The sequence below is a fragment of the Rhodococcus jostii RHA1 genome (assembly GCF_000014565.1).
Taxonomy (GTDB): Bacteria; Actinomycetota; Actinomycetes; order Mycobacteriales; family Mycobacteriaceae; genus Rhodococcus_F; species Rhodococcus_F jostii_A.
This window is the reverse complement of the sequence record NC_008268.1, coordinates 2,441,223-2,457,438: the sequence shown is the minus strand read 5'-3', so window position 1 is coordinate 2,457,438 and position 16,216 is coordinate 2,441,223. Positions and strand designations below refer to the sequence as shown.

Here is a 16,216-nt window from a genome sequence, read left to right as displayed (position 1 = left end):
ATGTCGAGCGCACCCGCGACACCGGAAATCCGCGCGCGTCAGGCCTCGTCGGAGGTTTCGGCGTAGCAGTCCCGCACCGCCACATCCATCGGGAACCGCACCCGCGTCTCGCCGAACAGCAACCGGGTGGCTACCTCGACCGCGCCCAGAACGTGCCGCGTCGCCGAGTCGGGGTCCCGGGTATGCACCATCACCTCGTCGTGCTGGAAGAAGACGAGTTCACTGTCCGGGTCGTCGGCCAGCCGGCGCCGCAGGTCCGCGAGCACGCACAGTGCCCACTCGGCTGCCGTGGCCTGTACCACGAAGTTTCGGGTGAACCGGCCGCGCGACCGGGCGTCGCCGTGCGACCAGAAATCGGGTGACGGCGGTGGGCACGCCCGGCCGAGCCACGAGTGCACGACCTCGCCACGTTCACCGGCACGGGCCGCCCTTTCCACATATTCGACGGCGACAGGAAAGCGGGTGCGCAGCAGGGTGAGCAGCGAACGGGCCTCGCCCGCGGTGGCGCCGTACAGAACACCGAGGATCGCGACCTTGGCCTTGCCACGATCGCCGTCGAACGTCTCCGCCGCCACCGGTGCATACAGGTCGTCGGCGCCCGCCGCGGCGACCATGCGGGCGTCACCCGACATGGCGGCCAGGATGCGGGGTTCGAGTTGGCCGGCGTCGGCGATGACGAACGTGTGACCCGGGTCAGCGATCACGCTCGACCGCAGCGGTTTCGGAATCTGCAGTGCGCCGCCGCCGCGGCTCGCCCAGCGGCCGGACACCACGCCGCCGGGGACGTAGACGGGCCGGAACCGGTCGTCGCGGACCCAACTGTCCAGCCACTGCCAGCCGTTCGTGCTGAACAGCTTGGACAGATCGCGGTGGCGCAGCAGCAGCGGCACGGCGGGATGATCGACCTCGCGCAGCAGGTGTTTGCGGGTCGACGCGAGTTCGATGCCCTCACGGCGAAATGCGTCGACGACCTCGACGTGGGACGCCGGGTTGATGCGACGGCCGAACGCCGACCCGATCTCCACGGTCACGTCCTGGATGCGCTGCGGCAGGTCGTACCCGGCCGGCCGCGGCCCGAGCGCCGCCTCGAGGAAGGCGCGATGGGTACGGGTGGAGAACGGCAGGCCGTCGACGCTCATCTCCGCCGCGGCCAGCGCACCCGCGGACTCGGCTGCCACCAGCAGGTCGAGCCGTGCATCGTCACCGATCGTCTTCCGCTGTTCCGCGAAGTCCGCCACCACCTGCGCCGGATCCGTGGTGGGTGCGGTCTCGAACAGTCCGGGGCGTTCGTCGACGGGTTCGTCCGGCGGCGGCGCGGGAACACCGTCGCGCATGCTGAGGATGGCGTGGGTGAGCGCGAGGTCCTGGCAGCGCCGCACGCGCACCCCGGTTCGCAGCAGCGCCGGATAGACGGCCGCGGTACTCGTCCAGACCCAGCGGGGGTGCTCGGTGGCCTCGATGTCACGGACCGCGGCCACGACGTCGGAGTGACGACGTGGCGACTCGACCGGAACGCCCGCGGGATCGGTGCGAACGGTCATCGCGCCACCGTCGGCGTCGGGAACCAGGACCATTCTCACGTGCCCAGTCTGCTCCGCGTCACCGACAGCTGTTAATCCGCCGTCGGGTGGGGGTGAACCCGCAGGTCGGCACTACACTGAACGCAGACGCTTCTCGCCGGAAGGAGGGGCATCCGATGGCAACCATCGAAGAGTTCGAGCAGACGGTGACCGACAAGGTGATCGCCGGACTGCACGACAAGTTCGCCGACTACGAGCGCCGCGGAGTCGGACTCGCGGAACTCGGCGACCCCGATCGGTTCGTCGAACGGATCCTGGCGGCGGTGCCCGCCCCGCATCCCTGGTACGAACAGTTCGGCACGGCCTGGTCGTCGACGCCCGCGTGACTCACGCCCCGGCCGCGTCCACCGGTTCGGGTTCGGTCTGCGCCTTGTGGCGGCGATGCAAACCCTTGCGGTCGTAGAACCGGGTGATGACGGCGCCGAAGACGAGGCCGATGAGAAGGCCGGCGAGGGTCATCCACACCGCGTGGATGAGCCCTGCGTCGCCCGCTGCGCCGAAGAACATGATCGCGCGCACCCCGATGTAGATCTGGTGCATCGGTTCGAACTCACCGAGCCAGGTGTACAGGCGCGGCGCCGCCTCGAGCGGGATCGTGCCGCCCGACGAGGGCAGCGCCAGGACGACGAACACCAGCAGGTTGATGAGCAGGCCCAGGTTGCCGAACGCGGCCATCACGGACATCGCCGTGATCCCGACCGCGGCGATCGCGAAGGCGCCGTACTCCCACAGGGCGAGCGGGTCGGTGATCGGCAGGCCGAGGGCGGAGCTGATCCAGAGGTACAGACCTGACACGATCATCGCCAGCACAACCATCACCGCCCACTTGATCAGCAGGGTGTTGAACCGTGAGATCGGGACCGCCTCGTTGTGGAGGTACAGCGGCCCGACCTCGGTCGGAGTGAATCCGAGCATGCCGTCGATGAGGGTGCTCGCGATGGTCGCACCGGTGAAACCGGCCAGGACGATCAGGAGCGCGTAGTAGAACGCCGCCAAGCCGAAACCGGTGCCGTCGGGCAGCGGGTTGTGGGCCACGACCCGCACGTCGATGGGGTCGTCGAGCACGAGCCGGCTGGCCCCCGACAGCTGGAGGTCGGGGGCTGTCGCCTGGAGTTGCTGCGTCACCTGGGTGGTGAGCTGCTGGCCCATCGTCTGATTGGCCTTGTCCAACGCCATCTCACCGATGTTCTGGACGAGGTTCGCACTGATCGTGCCTGCGCGGGGGTTCGTGTAGATCGTGATCACCGGACGCTCGACGTCTCCGGGAATCACGCCGGCCTGGGCGAGGATGAACGTGCGCTTCGTGAAGTCGCTCGGTATGACGATCGCGCCGTAGATTTCCCCGTTGTCCAGCGCGGACTGGGCCTGCGCGATCCCGATCTGCCGAAGTTCGACCTTGTCCGGATCGACACCCTCGACGAGCCCGGCGGCGATCTGGTCGCCGAAATTCTGCTGCTGCGGCGGGTTGGAATTGGGTGTGGTGTCGCCCTCGTCCTGATTGACGAGCGCGATGGGGAAGTGGTTGAGGTGCTTGGTGGGGTTGAGCATTCCACCCATGTACAGCGCGGCCAGCAGGGACATGACGACGGAGACGAGGAGCAGGGGAGCGATCCAGAACCGGGGTGTCCGGAGCACGCTCATCCTGCCTGTACCGCTGGTTTCGTGAGCCATGTCCCCTCGCATCCTCCCGTGTCCGGGCCGACCCTGGGATCGACCAGCGGGATCAAGAGTAGGCGGTGGGACCGCTCAGCGTGCTGCCGTCACCTCGAACCAGGCGTCGAGTGTCGGCTCGCCGACGAGGTCCACGAGATCCACCTGCACACCGTCCGCCCGCCATCGTTCGACCAGCGCCATCACGCGCACGGAGTCCATTCCCTCGTCGAGCAGGTTCGCGGAATCGTCGATCTCGGCGACCGGGACGTCGAGCACGTCGGCTACGTCGGCGCGGATTCGGTCGCGGGTCGGAACTGTGCTGGAAGCGGAACTCACTGTCATCCTCCGGTGCGGCGTCGAACCACGGCCCGTTGAGCCGATTCGACGACATGGGGTAGGTTGCTGGGTTAGTGAAGCCTAAGCATAGTTGCTCTCCACGCGAACGGCGAAACGGAGAGCTGTTGCAACCGAATGTGAATGGATGACAATGGCCGGATTATCGCGATACGCAATCGACTTGACGCCTCTACGGACGAGTCGCGAGTTCCGATACATCTTCATTGCCCGCACGATCTCCATCTTCGGTCTGGGTCTGCTGCTGGTGGCAGTGCCGCTGCAGGTGTACGACATGACGAATTCCACACTGGCAGTGGGCGCGGCGAGCATCGTCGTGGGCTCCTCGGTGTTCATCGGCACCCTGTTCGGCGGCGTGATCGCCGACCGGTACGACCGCAGGCCGGTCATCTCCCTCGCCCGTGCCGCAGCGGGTCTGGCCTTCGCTATCCTCGCGGTCAACGCGTTCCTGCCCACACCCCAGTTGTGGATCATCTACCTCTGTGGCGTGATCGAGGGCCTCGCCGGCGGCATCTCCGCGACCGCGCTGATGGCGGTGATCCCGTCGCTGCTCCCCAAGGACAAGATGGCCGCCGCCGGTGCCCTGATGACCGTGATGGCCGACCTCGGCACGGTCGCGTCGCCTGCCATCGGCGGTGTGATCATCGCGGCGACATCCGTGGGCACCAACTACGTTCTGGCCGCGGTGTCCTCGGGAATCACCGCGTACTGCATCGCCCGGCTGCCCTCGCTGCCGCCGCCGGTCAAGAACACCGAGAGTCCGCTGCGGTCGATCGCCAGCGGCTTCACCTATGCCGCCAAGGACTCCGTCGTCGGCGGGACGCTGCTGGTCGGGTTCTGCGCCATGATGCTGACCGGCTGGAACGTGCTGCTGCCCGCCTACGCGAGCCAGGTCCTCCATGCCGGACCGGCGGCGACCGGACTGCTCTACAGCGCCCCCGCCGTCGGCGCCCTCACCGGATCACTCACGAGCGGCTGGACGGGAACTGCTCGTCGCGGTGGCCTGATCGTGTTCCTCGCGGCCATGATCGCGTCGGCCGGGCTGATCGGCGTCGGCGCCGTCCCGATGATCGCGGTCACGTTCCTCGGGCTCGCCGCACACGGATTCGGCCGCGTCCTCGGTGACATCCTCCGGTACGCCGTCATCCAGACCGAGACGCCCGAGGAATGCCGCGGACGCGTCGCCGGTGTGTGGGGCGCCCAGATCTCCACGGGCTCGGCTGCCGGAGCGCTCGTCGCCGGCGCCGTCGGAGCCGCGGTGGGTCCGCGTGAGGCGTTCCTCCTCTACGGGGCGGGCGGCATCGTGGTGCTTGCGGTTCTCGCGCTGACCTTGAAGGGGTTGCGCACCTACAGCAGTGCCGCTGCCGAGGAGGACGACCTCTCGGCAGCGGCACAGTGACGCGCTCAGGTGGGAACTAGCTGGCCTGAGCGTTGTTCGCGGCCTGCGACAGCTGCGGGAGCAGCTTGTCCAGCAGCCACGGCACGCTGAGCACGTTCGGCGAGCTCGACGCGAACACCAGCGGCGGATCGGTCAGACCCACGTAGGCGTTGTCACGCACGGCCTTCATCCCGGCGAACAGCGGGTTCGACTGGACCTCGTTCTGCAGCTCGGGCGACAGGTACCACGCGAGCAGCACGTCCGGGTTGTACGTCGGCAGCAGTTCCAGGCTGACGGGAGCCGCGAACTTGGTCTGGTCACTGCTCTCGCGCAACTGCTGGGCGAGCGGGTCGACCGTGAAACCGAGGCTGGCCAGCATCTTCAGGCGAGGATCGGTGTCGAAGTAGAAGTTGTACGATCCCGGCTCGGTGCCGCTACCGAATGCCACCGTCTTCCCGGCGAACTCGGGGTGCTGCGACTTCGCCTGCGCGAGGGTGTCCTGCGTCTGGGTCACCAGTGTCTCGGCCTGTGCGGACCGGCCGAGGGCCTTGCCGACGGTGGTGATCTGGTCTTCCCAGCTGGTGGCCCAGCGACGCTCCGGGTACGCCACGGTGGGGGCGATGGCCGAGAGCTTGTCGTACTGCTCCTGGTTCACGCCCGAGTGGACAGCCAGGATGACGTCGGGGTCGAGTGCCGCGATCTGCTCGTACGGCATCTCCTTGCTCGACGCCGTCAGCAACGTGGGTTCCGCGTTCGGGTCGAGCTCTTCGAGCTTCGCCCGCGACCACGGCAGCAGGCCGTCGTCGGTTCCCGTGTCCGACTTCATGTTCTGCACGGCGACGGGCACGACGCCGAGCGACAGTGCCGCGTCCTCGCTGCCCCAGCCGATCGTGACGACGCGTTCCGGTGCCTCCGTGATCTCGGCGGTACCGAGCGCCGACGGAATCGACACGGGGAAGGCCGACGCGTCGGCCTGTCCGGTGACGGATCCCGCCGCGTCGGTCGAGTCGGAATTCGACTCGCTGCAGGCACCCGCGAACAGCGCGGTTGCCGCAATCATCACGATTCCGGCTCTACGCCAGTATCTTCCGGACGTTTTCATCGATCTCCCTGTTCTGTGTTGATGGGGTTCATGCGCGAGCCGAACGAGGCGAGGGCCTCGTTCACGACGGAGCCGACTTCGCCGATCCAACGGGGCTGGGTCATGTCCTTGTGCTCGCAGTCGAGGTCGTGGTTGACGATGGTGCCGGTCAGGTAGGGCCGCCACAGGTCGTACGTCGCCGCGGTCGCGGGATTCCTAGCCGCAGTGAAGAAGAGCATGTCGGAGTCCACGACGATCTGTGAGGGTTCGGATTCGAGGCGCACGGCGTTCGCGAAGTTGTCGATCATCGCTGCCGGGGTGTGCTCGTTGATCCCGGCGAGCGCACTGCCTTCGCCGCGCAGGATGTCGATCACCTGCTGCCGGTCCAGGCCGCCGCCGCGGTGCGGCTCGGTGTCGGAGGCGAGCAGCGGCTCGGGGTCGTAGCCGACCATGTAGAGCAGCGCGGCGAGCGCGTCCTGTTCCGTCGGCATCGAGGCCCACGCGTCCGACGGGAAGGAGTCGAGCATGACGAGCATGCCGAGTTCCTCACCCTGGTTCTGCAGCGCACCGGCGATGGCGTGCGCGACGACGCCGCCCAGCGACCATCCGAGGAGGTGGTAGGGGCCCTCGGGCTGCACGGTCCGCATGTGCTCGATGTACTCGGCCGCCATGTCCTCGAGCGTTTCCGGCGGCCGCTCGGACGTCGACAGGTTGGAGGCCTGCACGCCGTACAGCGGGTAGTCGTCGTCGATGTGCCGCAGCAACCCCGAGTAGCCCCAGCTGATTCCGCCTGCGGGGTGGAAGCAGAACACCGGTGGCTTGGACCCCTCGGTGCGGAACGGCAGCAGGACGGCCAGCGCGTCGGCGTCGTGATCGTCGTCGAGACGGCCTGCCAGCTGGGCCACGGTCGGCGCCGCGAAGAGCGAGGCCACGGTCGCGGTCACGGACAGCCGCTTCGAGATCGCGCTCATCAATCCGGCCGCCATCAGCGAGTGGCCACCGAGGTCGAAGAAGCTGTCGTCGATGCCGACCCGCTCGATACCGAGAGCCTCGGCGAACAACTGGCACAGCACCTCTTCGCGCGCGGTGCGCGGCCCCCGCTCGGACACCTGCAGTGACAGGTGCGGAACGGGAAGCGACGTCTGGTCGAGCTTGCCGTTGGGGAGGGTGGGGAACTCGTCGACGGCGATGAACGCGGCCGGAATCATGTAGTCCGGCAGCCTGCTGGCGGCACGACGGTGCAACTGGTCGGGGTCGATCCGGCCGCCCGGCACCGACGTCGCGTACGCGACCAGTCGCTGATCGCCCGGGCGGTCCTCACGGACCACGACGACGATGTGCTCGACGTCCGGGTCACCGGACAGCACCGCCTCGATCTCGTTGAGTTCGATGCGGAATCCGCGCACCTTGACCTGCGAGTCGGCGCGGCCGGTGAAATAGATCTGACCGTCCCGGCCCCACCACACCACATCCGACGTCCGGTACATGCGACTGCCCGGCACCGCGAAAGGGTCGGCGATGAAACGTTCCGCCGTCTTGGGACTCTGGTTGCGGTATCCCCGGGTGACGCTGTCGCCCGCGAGATACAGCTCGCCGGACACACCCGGAGGCACCGGCCGCAGCGCGTGGTCCAGGACGTAGGCGTGCTTGCCCGGATCGACGACGCCGATGGGGACCGGACCTTCGTGCCCCGGTTCCACGAGGGCAAGCGTGGCGTTGACCGTGCACTCGGTGGGACCGTACGCGTTGAACAGCCGGCGGCCGGGGGCGTACCGCTCGATCAGCTGGGGTGTGAGCTTCTCGGCGCCGAGCATCAGGTCGACGCCGTCCGGAATGGGATGCTCCGGCGGGAAGGCGGCGGCGAAAGACGGTGGCACGCCGACGAAGTTCACGTCGTGTTCGTTGATGACCCGGGCGAGCGGCTCACCCGGGATGCGGTCGGCGTCCGTCGCGACCACCAGTGTTCCGCCCGAGAGCACACCCCACATGATCTGCCAGAACGCGAGGTCGAAGCTGATGGACGAGAAGTGGAGCGCCCGAGTGGTGTGGTCCATGCCGATCACGTCCGACTGCAGCGACAGCAGGTCCGCGATGCCCCGGTGGGGGACGACGACCCCCTTCGGCACCCCCGTCGATCCGGACGTGTAGATGAGATACGCGGCGTCGTCGAGTTTCAGCGGCCTGCTCCGGTCCGCGTCGGTGGGGGCCGTGACCGGCTGGGTGTCGAGCAGGGACTGCAGGCCCGGATCGTCCAGGTCGAGAATGGGCACGTCGGTGCCCAGCGGGGTGCGGTCGGGCACACCGACGGAAGACGTGAGGATCGCGACCGGTGCGCCGTCGGCGAGCATGTGCGCGATCCGGTCGGCCGGGTACGTGGGATCGACGGGAAGGTACGCGGCACCGCTTTTCAACACGGCGAGAACGCTGATGATCAGCTCGGCGGACCGGTCGAGTGCGAGCGCGACCACGTCACCGGGGCCCGCGCCACGCGAGATCAGCAGGTGGGCAATCCGGTTCGCCCGCTCGTCGAGCTGCCGGTACGTGAGGGAGACCGCGGGCCGCACGCTCGCGCCGACGGCGAGAGCCTCGGCGTCGGGTGTCTCCGCCACCTGCGCCGAGAAGTACTCGTCGAAGGTGCGGGCCGGAACGGAGTGCTCCGCATGGGACCATTCGCCGAGCACTCGGCCCCGCTCCTGCGGGGTCAGGATGTCGACCCGGGCGATCCGCTGCTCGTGGTTCGCGACGAGCCGCTCGATCACCACGGCGAGGCGGTCCGCGAAGGATTCGACGGTCGCGGCATCGAAGAGTTCGGTGGAGTACTCGAACGTCACGTCGACCCCGCCGCTGTCCGGGCGTTCCTGGAAGCGCAGCGCCAGATCGAATTTCGCGGACGTCGCGTCGAGCATCCGCACCGCGGCGGTCGTCCCGTCGAATCGCGCCGCCGCGCCGTCCTGCTTCCAGTGCGACAACATCACCTGGAACAGCGGGTGGCGGGCCGACGACCGTGGGGGATTGACGAGTTCGACGATACGGTTGAAGGGCACGTCGGCGTAGTCGACGGCGTCGAGGTCGACGGCCCTGACCCGATCCAGCAGGTCGTCGAACGTCGGGTCGCCCGAGACGTCGGTCCGCAGGACCACCGTGTTGATGAAGCAGCCCACCATGGCGTCGAGGTCGGGGTGACTGCGACCGGCGACGGGCACGCCGAGGGCGATGTCCTCGCCGGCGCCCAGCCTTTCGAGCAGCACGGCCACGGCGGCGTGGACGATCATGAAGAAGCTCGCGCGGCGCTCGGCGGCGAGCGACTCGACGGCCGCGTGCAGCGACGGCGACAGCGTGCGGTGAACGCTTGCGCCACGGTTGGTGGGCAGGGCCGGTCGGGGTCGGTCGGTGCGCCAGCCCAGTTCGAGCGGCAGACCGGCGAGTTGCTCACGCCAGTAGTCGAGTTGGCCGGTCAGCAACGGGGTCGCGTCGTCGCCGGCGCCGATGCGTTCGCGTTGCCACACGGCGACGTCCGGGTACTGCAACGGCAGCGGCGTGAACTCCGGTGCCCGTCCGGCGCGGCGGGCGTTGTACGCGAAGGCGAGGTCGTCCAGCAGTCTCGACTGCGACCACTCGTCGCCGATGATGTGGTGCAGCAACAGGACCAGCGTGTGCTGCGGTTCGTACAGCACCGCGCGCAGCGGCGGCTGGTCGGTGAGCCCGAGACCCACCGTCGTCATCGCCGCGATGTGCCCCTCGATGTTGCCGACGTTGTCGACACGTTCGAGCCGAACCTTCGCATCTCCGGCGGGAAGCACGACCTGGTGGGGTACCGAGTCGACGAGGGGGAACACCGTCCGCAACGACTGATGCCGGGTCACGACGTCCCCGAGCGCCGCGGACAGGGCGTCGGGTTCGAGGCCTTCCCCGAAGTCGACGGCAAGTGCCAGCAGGTACGTTCCGCCGCCGGCGGCGCTGTCGAGGAACCACAGACGTTCCTGCGCGGGTGACAGCGGCACCGGCGTGCCCTCAGGGAGGTCCCGCGGGGACGGCCTGCTCGCCGATACCCGCTCGCCGGCGTCCTCCAGTTGCGCGGCCACGGCGGCCACGGTGGGATTCTCGAAGACCGTGGCAACCCGCAGTGGCACGGCCAGTTCCGCGGTGATCGCGGACACGAGAGCGGCGGCGAGGAGGGAGTTCCCGCCGAGTGCGAAGAAGTCGTCGTGGACACCGACCTGCTCGGCGCCGAGCACCGAGGTGAACAGCGGGAGGATCCGGGCTTCGGTGTCGGTCCGCGGTGTGTCGCCGGCCTGTCCGAGCCAACGGGGGGCGGGCAGCGCGTCCTTGTCGACCTTGCCGTTGTGGGTCAACGGCAATCGGTCGAGCATCACCAGTGCGGACGGCGTCATGTACCCGGGAAGGGAGCGGACCAGGTGCGCCCGCACCTGCTCCTCGACGGCGTCGTGCTCGCCGCCCGGACGGGGAACGACGTATCCGACGATCCGCTGGTCGCCGCCGGCCTGCTCGTGCGCCGTGGCCACCGCCGCCTGCACGTCGGGCACCGCGGTCATCGCGGCACCGATCTCGCCGAGTTCGACACGGTAACCGCGCAATTGGATCTGGTCGTCGATCCGGCCGTGGTAGTGGAGCGTGCCGGTCGCGTCGTACCGTGCGAGGTCGCCGGTGCGGTACATGCGCGTGCCGCCGGGGGCGAACGGGTCGGCGACGAACCGTCCCGACGTCAGGTCGGGACGCCCGAGGTAGCCCGGGGACAGTCCGGGGCCGGACACGTAGATCTCGCCGGTCACGCCGGGCGGCACCGGACGCAGCCCCGGCCCGAGGACGTACGTGCGGAGGTCGCCGAGCGGAACCCCGATGTCCACCACGTCGGCTGCGGTGACTTTCGTGGCGGTGACGTGCACGGTGGTCTCGGTGATCCCGTACATGTTGACCAGTTCGGCCCCCTCATCCGGACCGGTCGCGGCGAACCAGGCGCGCAGGACGGCGGGATCGAGAGCCTCACCGCCGAACACGACGTACCGCAGTCGCAGCCGGTCGAACGAGTCCGCGCGGACGAGAGCGTCGACGAGATGCCCGAACGCGGAAGGCGTCTGGTTCAGCACCGTGACACCCTCGTCGACGAGGAGCCCGGCGAGGTCGGCCGGTGACGTCAGGGTGGCCTCGTCGACCGTGACGAGGCGGCCGCCGTGCAGCAGCGCACCCCAGATCTCCCAGACGGAGAAGTCGAACGCGTACGAGTGCAGCAGGGGCCAGCAGTCGTCCTCGGTGAACGTGAACCATTCGCGGGACACGTCGAACAACCGCATCACGTTACGGTGCGGAATCGGAACGCCCTTGGGGACACCGGTGGATCCGGACGTGTAGATGACGTACGCGATGTCGTCCGCCTGCACGGCGTTGTCGAGTTCGCCGGACGCGGACTGTGCCGAGTCCTCCTCGACTCGCGGGAGGTCGCCGAGCAGGTCGGCGGATCCGATTCCCAGCGACGGCTGCGCATCCCGCAGGATGAACCGCGCGCGTTCGGCCGGGGACGACGGATCGATCGGCAGGTACGTGGCGCCGCTGCGGAGAATCGCGAGGACGGCGACGATCAGGTCGGTGCCGCGGGGGAGGCTGACGGCCACGACCGTGCCGCGGCCGGCGCCGGCCGACCTCAGCTGCCGGGCCAGGGCGGCGCTGCGAGTCGAGAGTTCACGGTAGGACAGATCGTTCACGGCGACGCGGTCCGGGTGGGTGCGCGCCTGGGCGAGGAAGGCGGAGACGATGTTGTCCGGAAGGGTCGCTGCCGTGCCGGTGGTCCGGTCGAGGCCGGCCGCGGACCGCCACAGGTGCAGTTCGTCCGGAGCGCAGACGTCGACCACGGAGACGGGTTCTGCTGCCACGGAGATGGTTCGGAGGTAGTGCGCGAATCGGTGTGCGTGGTGCCGGATCTCGTCGTCCGTGTAGACGTCGGGATTTCCGGCCCATTCGAGCGTGAGCTCGTCGCCGGCGCCCGAGACGGAGATGACCACGTCCTCCACCGGACCGGTCGCGAGTTGATGCACCGCGCCGAAGGTGGGACCGAAAGCGATTCTGCCGGCGAACGGTTTGACGTTCACCACCGCTCCGCCGGTGGCGCGTCTGCCTGCCTCCCGGACGCGCTGGAACGGACGTGTCTCGGACCATGCGGCGGCCACCCTGCCGATCACGTCGGCGAACGTCGACCGTGCGTCGAGCGGAATGCGGAGCGGCACAATGTTCGTGGCCGTCACGGGCGACGCCAGCTCGATCCCGTTGCGGGCGAGCACCGGAACCCGGAGCGTCACCTCCTCGGCTCCCGTGTGGGCGCCCAGGTATGTGGCAGCGGCCGCGTACACCGCTTCCGCCCACGTGGTCGCCTGCGCGGTGGCCGCCTCGCGCAGGCTCCTCGCGACGTCGGGGTCGATCGGGATCGTGTACCGACGGGGGTCGGGGACGGGCCGGCGCACCGTGTCGCTGAATCCGACCGGATGCGAAGCCGACTGCGGCGCGCTGTCCGGGGCCGCGGCATCGAATTCCCGTGCGGCCTGGACGTGCGTCCGCAACGGCGGGAACTTGGCCGGCCGGGGTTCGGTGCCCGCGAGCCGGGCCGCGTACAGCGCCGCGACGCGGCGGGTGAGCAGCGAATACCCGTAGGCGTCGAGCAACGCGTGCGGGGCGCGGAGGTACCAGAGCACACCGGATTCGGTCGTGATCAGTGCCGTGCGGACGAGGGGAGCGGAGTCGAAGTCGAGCGGTCGGCGCACGTCCTCACGCATCCACTCCAGGGCGGCGGCCCGGTCGAGTTGGAGACGTTCGAGTTCGGGGGCGTGGCGACGATCGTGCACCTGGACGACGTCGGCCGAATCGGCACCGGGTTCGGCCTCGAAGCGGACCGAGAGAATCTCGGCCTCCTCGATCACCGTGCGTACCGCCGCCGCGAGAGCGTCGATGTCGACGGGGGCGGCGACCTCCACGTATTCGGCTGTGGTGAAGGCCGACCGGGTCGGGTCGAGCTGGTGCCCGGACCACAGCTCGCGCTGGGCGGCGGTCAAACAGACATCGGCCGTGTCCTCCCCGGTCTGCAGGGTGGACGGCAACGAAATCGAAAGGGACATCTAACAGGCACTCCTGATGCTTTCGGCTTTCGGGCTCGGGCTTTCGGGCTTTCAGCTACTCAGCGTGTCAGGTTAGCCTAACCACATGAGCTGTGGGGATCCGACTGCCGACGCACACCGACGCACGCCTCGGGACGAAGCGCTGCGCCGGAGTGGGGTCTTCGGGTCGATTCAACCGACTTCGAGTGGAGACAGCGCCGAGACCAGCGCGTCCGTGGTGGTCACCGAACCGCAGCGCTTCGCCGCGTAGGTGAGGGCCATGAGGTGTTCGTCACGGCTGAAATCCGCAGTCGCGTCGGAGACCAGGAACGGCTGCACATCCGACATGAACGCCTCGGCGGCACTCAGCATGCAGCCCATGTGCGCGTAGACGCCCGTGACGATCAGCTGGTCGCGGCCGTGGTGGCCGAGCAACTGCCGGAGGTCGGTGCGCTGGAACGCCGAATACCGCCATTTGGTCACCTGGATGTCGCCCTCGCGGGGAGCGAGCGGCTCGACCACCTCGGTGTCGCGACCCGACGTCAGTCCAGGGCCCCAGAAGTCGGCGAGGATGCCGCGACGCGACGGGTGCTGGTCGCCCGGCTGCATCGTGTAGATCACGGGAATTCCTGCTTCCGAGCACAGTTCGCGGATCCGGACCATGTTCGCCATCGCAGTCGACATCGGCTCCGCACGCACGTCGTACGCGTCGATGAAGTAGTTCTGCATGTCGTGGACCAGCAGTGCGGAACGCCGGGGGTCGAGGCGCCAGGACACCTTCGATTCGGGGACCTCGTGGATCTCCGGGATCGTGTAGGTCGAAATGGGCGGGATGGCCATATGGTTCCTCACTGTCGGTCTTGTCGACGTCTGGGCGAATGCCGCGCGAATCTCGGTGAACGACAGCGCTCCGCTCCACCGCTCGCGCGTTCGGTTAGGCTAGCCTTTGCTACCAGGCTCTGCAATCGCTAGGTGTGTGGGTGCGCGGCGCACAGTAAGGTGACTGAGCGGTGGGGGCCGGGCGCCGGTCTCCCGTGCCGGAGCCGCTGACCAGGAGAGACTGTTGACCACGCTGCTGTTACTGCTGCTGATCGTCGTCGTGATCGTGGGCATCGTGCTGATCCTGCGGAATCGGGCCGGGAAGAAGTCCACTCCTGCTGCCCGGGTCGATCCACTCGCCGACTACCCGGAGGTCTACGACCCGTACAAGATCGGAGTCGGCGACATCATCACGTACGCCGGAATCGATCACGTCGTGCGCGGCACCATCACCCTCGACGAAGAGGGATACATCTGGCACGAACACCTCCTCGACGGGTCTACCGGTCAGCGATGGCTGACCGTCGAGAACGACGAGGGAAACCTCGACATGACGCTGTGGATGCGCCGCGAGGGCACGGGCCTCGAACCGGGTGGTGACGTGATCCTCGACGACAGGGTGCACCGGCAGATCGAGCGCGGCACCGCGTCGTTCACCGCGGAAGGCACCACCGGGACGGCGCCCCAGGGCATCGTCGACTACGCCGACTATGCGACGGCAGACAAGACCGGCCTGCTGTCGTTCGAGCGCTGGGCGCGGACGCAGTCGTGGGAGGTTTCCACGGGCCGCGCCGTCACGCGCGGTGAACTCACCGTGATCCATTCCGGTCCGCCGCAGTGACACTGCACGTCCTCGACATCGAGTCGCGCGATGTGACGGCCGAGGCGCTCGGTCTCGTCGTCAACGCCGAAACACCGTGCCCGCTCGCCGAACTCACCATCACCCACGGTGACGACCGAGTGACACTCGCGGTTCTCGGGGCGTCGCACGCGGTGACGGCGTCCGCGGCGGGCAGCCGGATCACCGAACAGGTGTCGTGCGACGCGGTCCGGGCAGGCGGCAGGCCGCTGCCGGTGTCCGACAGCGCGAGCGGGTACCGGTTCCACTCGACCACCGACACCGTCGACCGCACCCACCTCGAGCAGACCGCGGACTGGCTGCGGCGCCAGGCCACCGAGGTGGACGGGTGGATCTGCGGGGCGTTCCCCGGCGACCACACCGCGCTGACCGCGCTCACGGCGGCGAAAGATTCGGGCGGATGGGTCTGGCAGACCTGGCATCTGTACCCAGGAGACAAGGGCGGGGTGATCGTGAAGACTCGAAGCAGGTGGCAGCCGTGAGCCGGTTCAGTGCGCGCGTGCGGCTCGCCCCGATACTGCTCCTGGTGTTGGCCGCGACCGCGTGCGGCGGCGGCGTCCGCGACTACATCGCCGACACCTACGCCCTGCAGAACACCGCAGGCGACGCGAAGACGTACACGTCGAACGACCCCGTGGGGACGACCGTCTCGAACATCGTCGCCGAAGAAGAACCGGCGGCGCGGAAGGCCGACGGCGGCAGCGAATACCTGCGCTACGACGACGACATCGTGACGGTCAGCGCCGGGCCGGGGGGCGGCAGCCTCGTCCGCGTCGAAGACATCGACGGACGCTACCGAAGCGGTGGATTCGCCTATCTGGGGCCCGGTTTCAACCCCGGCTCGCCGGCAGGCGGCGCCAGCGGCAGCGGCGGATCCGGGAGCGCGAAATGACAGATAACACTCGACTGGGGAGAAGCGCGTGAATACCACCTACACGGCGGCAGCAACGGAAATCGGCAGCGTCGACGTCGGACTGCTCGCCGTCGGCATGCTCGGCACCCTGGCGTACTTCGTCATCGGCATCGCCGTCCTCGGAGTCGGCTTCGCGGTACTCGACCTCGCCACCCCCGGCAATCTCCGGCACCAGGTGTACATCGACAAGAACCCCAACGCGGCAATCCTCCTGGCGTCGAACCATCTCGCCCTCGCCGTCGTCGTGGTCACAGCGATCCTCACCAGCTCCGACGGATTCGCGCAGGGACTCGCCGACTCCGCAGTCTACGGCCTCTTCGGTGTGCTGCTGCAGGTCATCGCGCTGCGCCTGATGAACCTGCTGCTGCCGGGGCAACTCGTCGGCCTGGTCGGGAACCCGCAGATGTGCGGTGCCGCATGGGCGGTCGGTGCGAGCCTCTTCGCCATCGGCCTCGTGAACGCCGCCGCACTCACCTGATCCC

At 68.5% G+C, this 16,216-nt stretch carries 12 protein-coding genes; 6 read left to right on the top strand and 6 right to left on the bottom strand.

Annotated elements, in window-relative coordinates; translation table 11 throughout:
• Window positions 1-38: 38 nt before the first annotated feature.
• Window positions 39-1,574, bottom strand: coding sequence for a bifunctional 3'-5' exonuclease/DNA polymerase (locus tag RHA1_RS11350; protein WP_085990440.1), 1,536 nt, complete (start codon window positions 1,572-1,574; stop codon window positions 39-41).
• Window positions 1,575-1,696: 122 nt separating this feature from the next.
• Between RHA1_RS11350 and RHA1_RS11345 the strand changes: the two genes are divergently transcribed.
• A complete protein-coding gene (locus RHA1_RS11345; protein WP_011595096.1) occupies window positions 1,697-1,906 on the top strand; it encodes a hypothetical protein in 210 nt (69 codons plus the stop codon).
• Between the two features lies 1 nt (window position 1,907).
• Here the strand turns inward: RHA1_RS11345 and RHA1_RS11340 are convergent, their stop codons facing one another.
• Together RHA1_RS11340 and RHA1_RS11335 are read right to left on the bottom strand one after the other, a co-directional pair.
• Complete coding sequence (locus RHA1_RS11340; RefSeq protein ID WP_011595095.1) at window positions 1,908-3,251, bottom strand: YhgE/Pip domain-containing protein; 1,344 nt, start codon at window positions 3,249-3,251, stop codon at window positions 1,908-1,910.
• Window positions 3,252-3,326: 75 nt separating this feature from the next.
• Complete coding sequence (locus RHA1_RS11335; protein WP_020476804.1) at window positions 3,327-3,575, bottom strand: phosphopantetheine-binding protein; 249 nt, start codon at window positions 3,573-3,575, stop codon at window positions 3,327-3,329.
• A gap of 145 nt (window positions 3,576-3,720) precedes the next feature.
• Here RHA1_RS11335 and entS point away from each other — a divergent pair, with 145 nt between their 5' ends.
• Entirely contained in the window at window positions 3,721-4,986 is a 1,266-nt protein-coding gene (gene entS, locus RHA1_RS11330; RefSeq protein ID WP_050787284.1) for an enterobactin transporter EntS, read from the top strand.
• A gap of 16 nt (window positions 4,987-5,002) precedes the next feature.
• Here entS and RHA1_RS11325 read toward each other — a convergent pair whose 3' ends face one another.
• From RHA1_RS11325 to RHA1_RS11315, 3 genes are all read right to left on the bottom strand, one after another.
• Window positions 5,003-6,067 carry an iron-siderophore ABC transporter substrate-binding protein gene (locus RHA1_RS11325; RefSeq protein WP_011595093.1) on the bottom strand — a complete coding sequence of 355 codons (1,065 nt, stop codon included), beginning with the start codon at window positions 6,065-6,067 and terminating at the stop codon, window positions 5,003-5,005.
• Window positions 6,064-13,164 carry a non-ribosomal peptide synthetase gene (locus RHA1_RS11320; RefSeq protein ID WP_011595092.1) on the bottom strand — a complete coding sequence of 2,367 codons (7,101 nt, stop codon included), beginning with the start codon at window positions 13,162-13,164 and terminating at the stop codon, window positions 6,064-6,066. The genes RHA1_RS11325 and RHA1_RS11320 overlap by 4 nt, the downstream gene beginning before the upstream one ends.
• 171 nt (window positions 13,165-13,335) lie before the next feature.
• Window positions 13,336-13,983, bottom strand: coding sequence for an isochorismatase family protein (locus RHA1_RS11315; protein ID WP_009474986.1), 648 nt, complete (start codon window positions 13,981-13,983; stop codon window positions 13,336-13,338).
• 223 nt (window positions 13,984-14,206) lie between these two features.
• On the opposite strand from RHA1_RS11315, the gene RHA1_RS11310 reads away from it, so the two are divergent.
• The 4 genes from RHA1_RS11310 to RHA1_RS11295 are packed head-to-tail and all read left to right on the top strand — an operon-like array spanning window position 14,207 to window position 16,212.
• Window positions 14,207-14,803, top strand: coding sequence for a DUF4178 domain-containing protein (locus tag RHA1_RS11310; protein ID WP_011595091.1), 597 nt, complete (start codon window positions 14,207-14,209; stop codon window positions 14,801-14,803).
• Window positions 14,800-15,303 (top strand): DUF2617 family protein, encoded by a 504-nt coding sequence (locus RHA1_RS11305; RefSeq protein ID WP_011595090.1) that lies wholly within the window; start codon window positions 14,800-14,802, stop codon window positions 15,301-15,303. The genes RHA1_RS11310 and RHA1_RS11305 overlap by 4 nt, the downstream gene beginning before the upstream one ends.
• Window positions 15,291-15,713 carry a DUF4247 domain-containing protein gene (locus tag RHA1_RS11300; RefSeq protein WP_016882649.1) on the top strand — a complete coding sequence of 141 codons (423 nt, stop codon included), beginning with the start codon at window positions 15,291-15,293 and terminating at the stop codon, window positions 15,711-15,713. Before RHA1_RS11305 ends, RHA1_RS11300 begins: the two co-directional genes overlap by 13 nt.
• Window positions 15,714-15,741: 28 nt before the next feature.
• Window positions 15,742-16,212 carry a DUF350 domain-containing protein gene (locus RHA1_RS11295; RefSeq protein ID WP_011595088.1) on the top strand — a complete coding sequence of 157 codons (471 nt, stop codon included), beginning with the start codon at window positions 15,742-15,744 and terminating at the stop codon, window positions 16,210-16,212.
• Window positions 16,213-16,216: the final 4 nt, after the last annotated feature.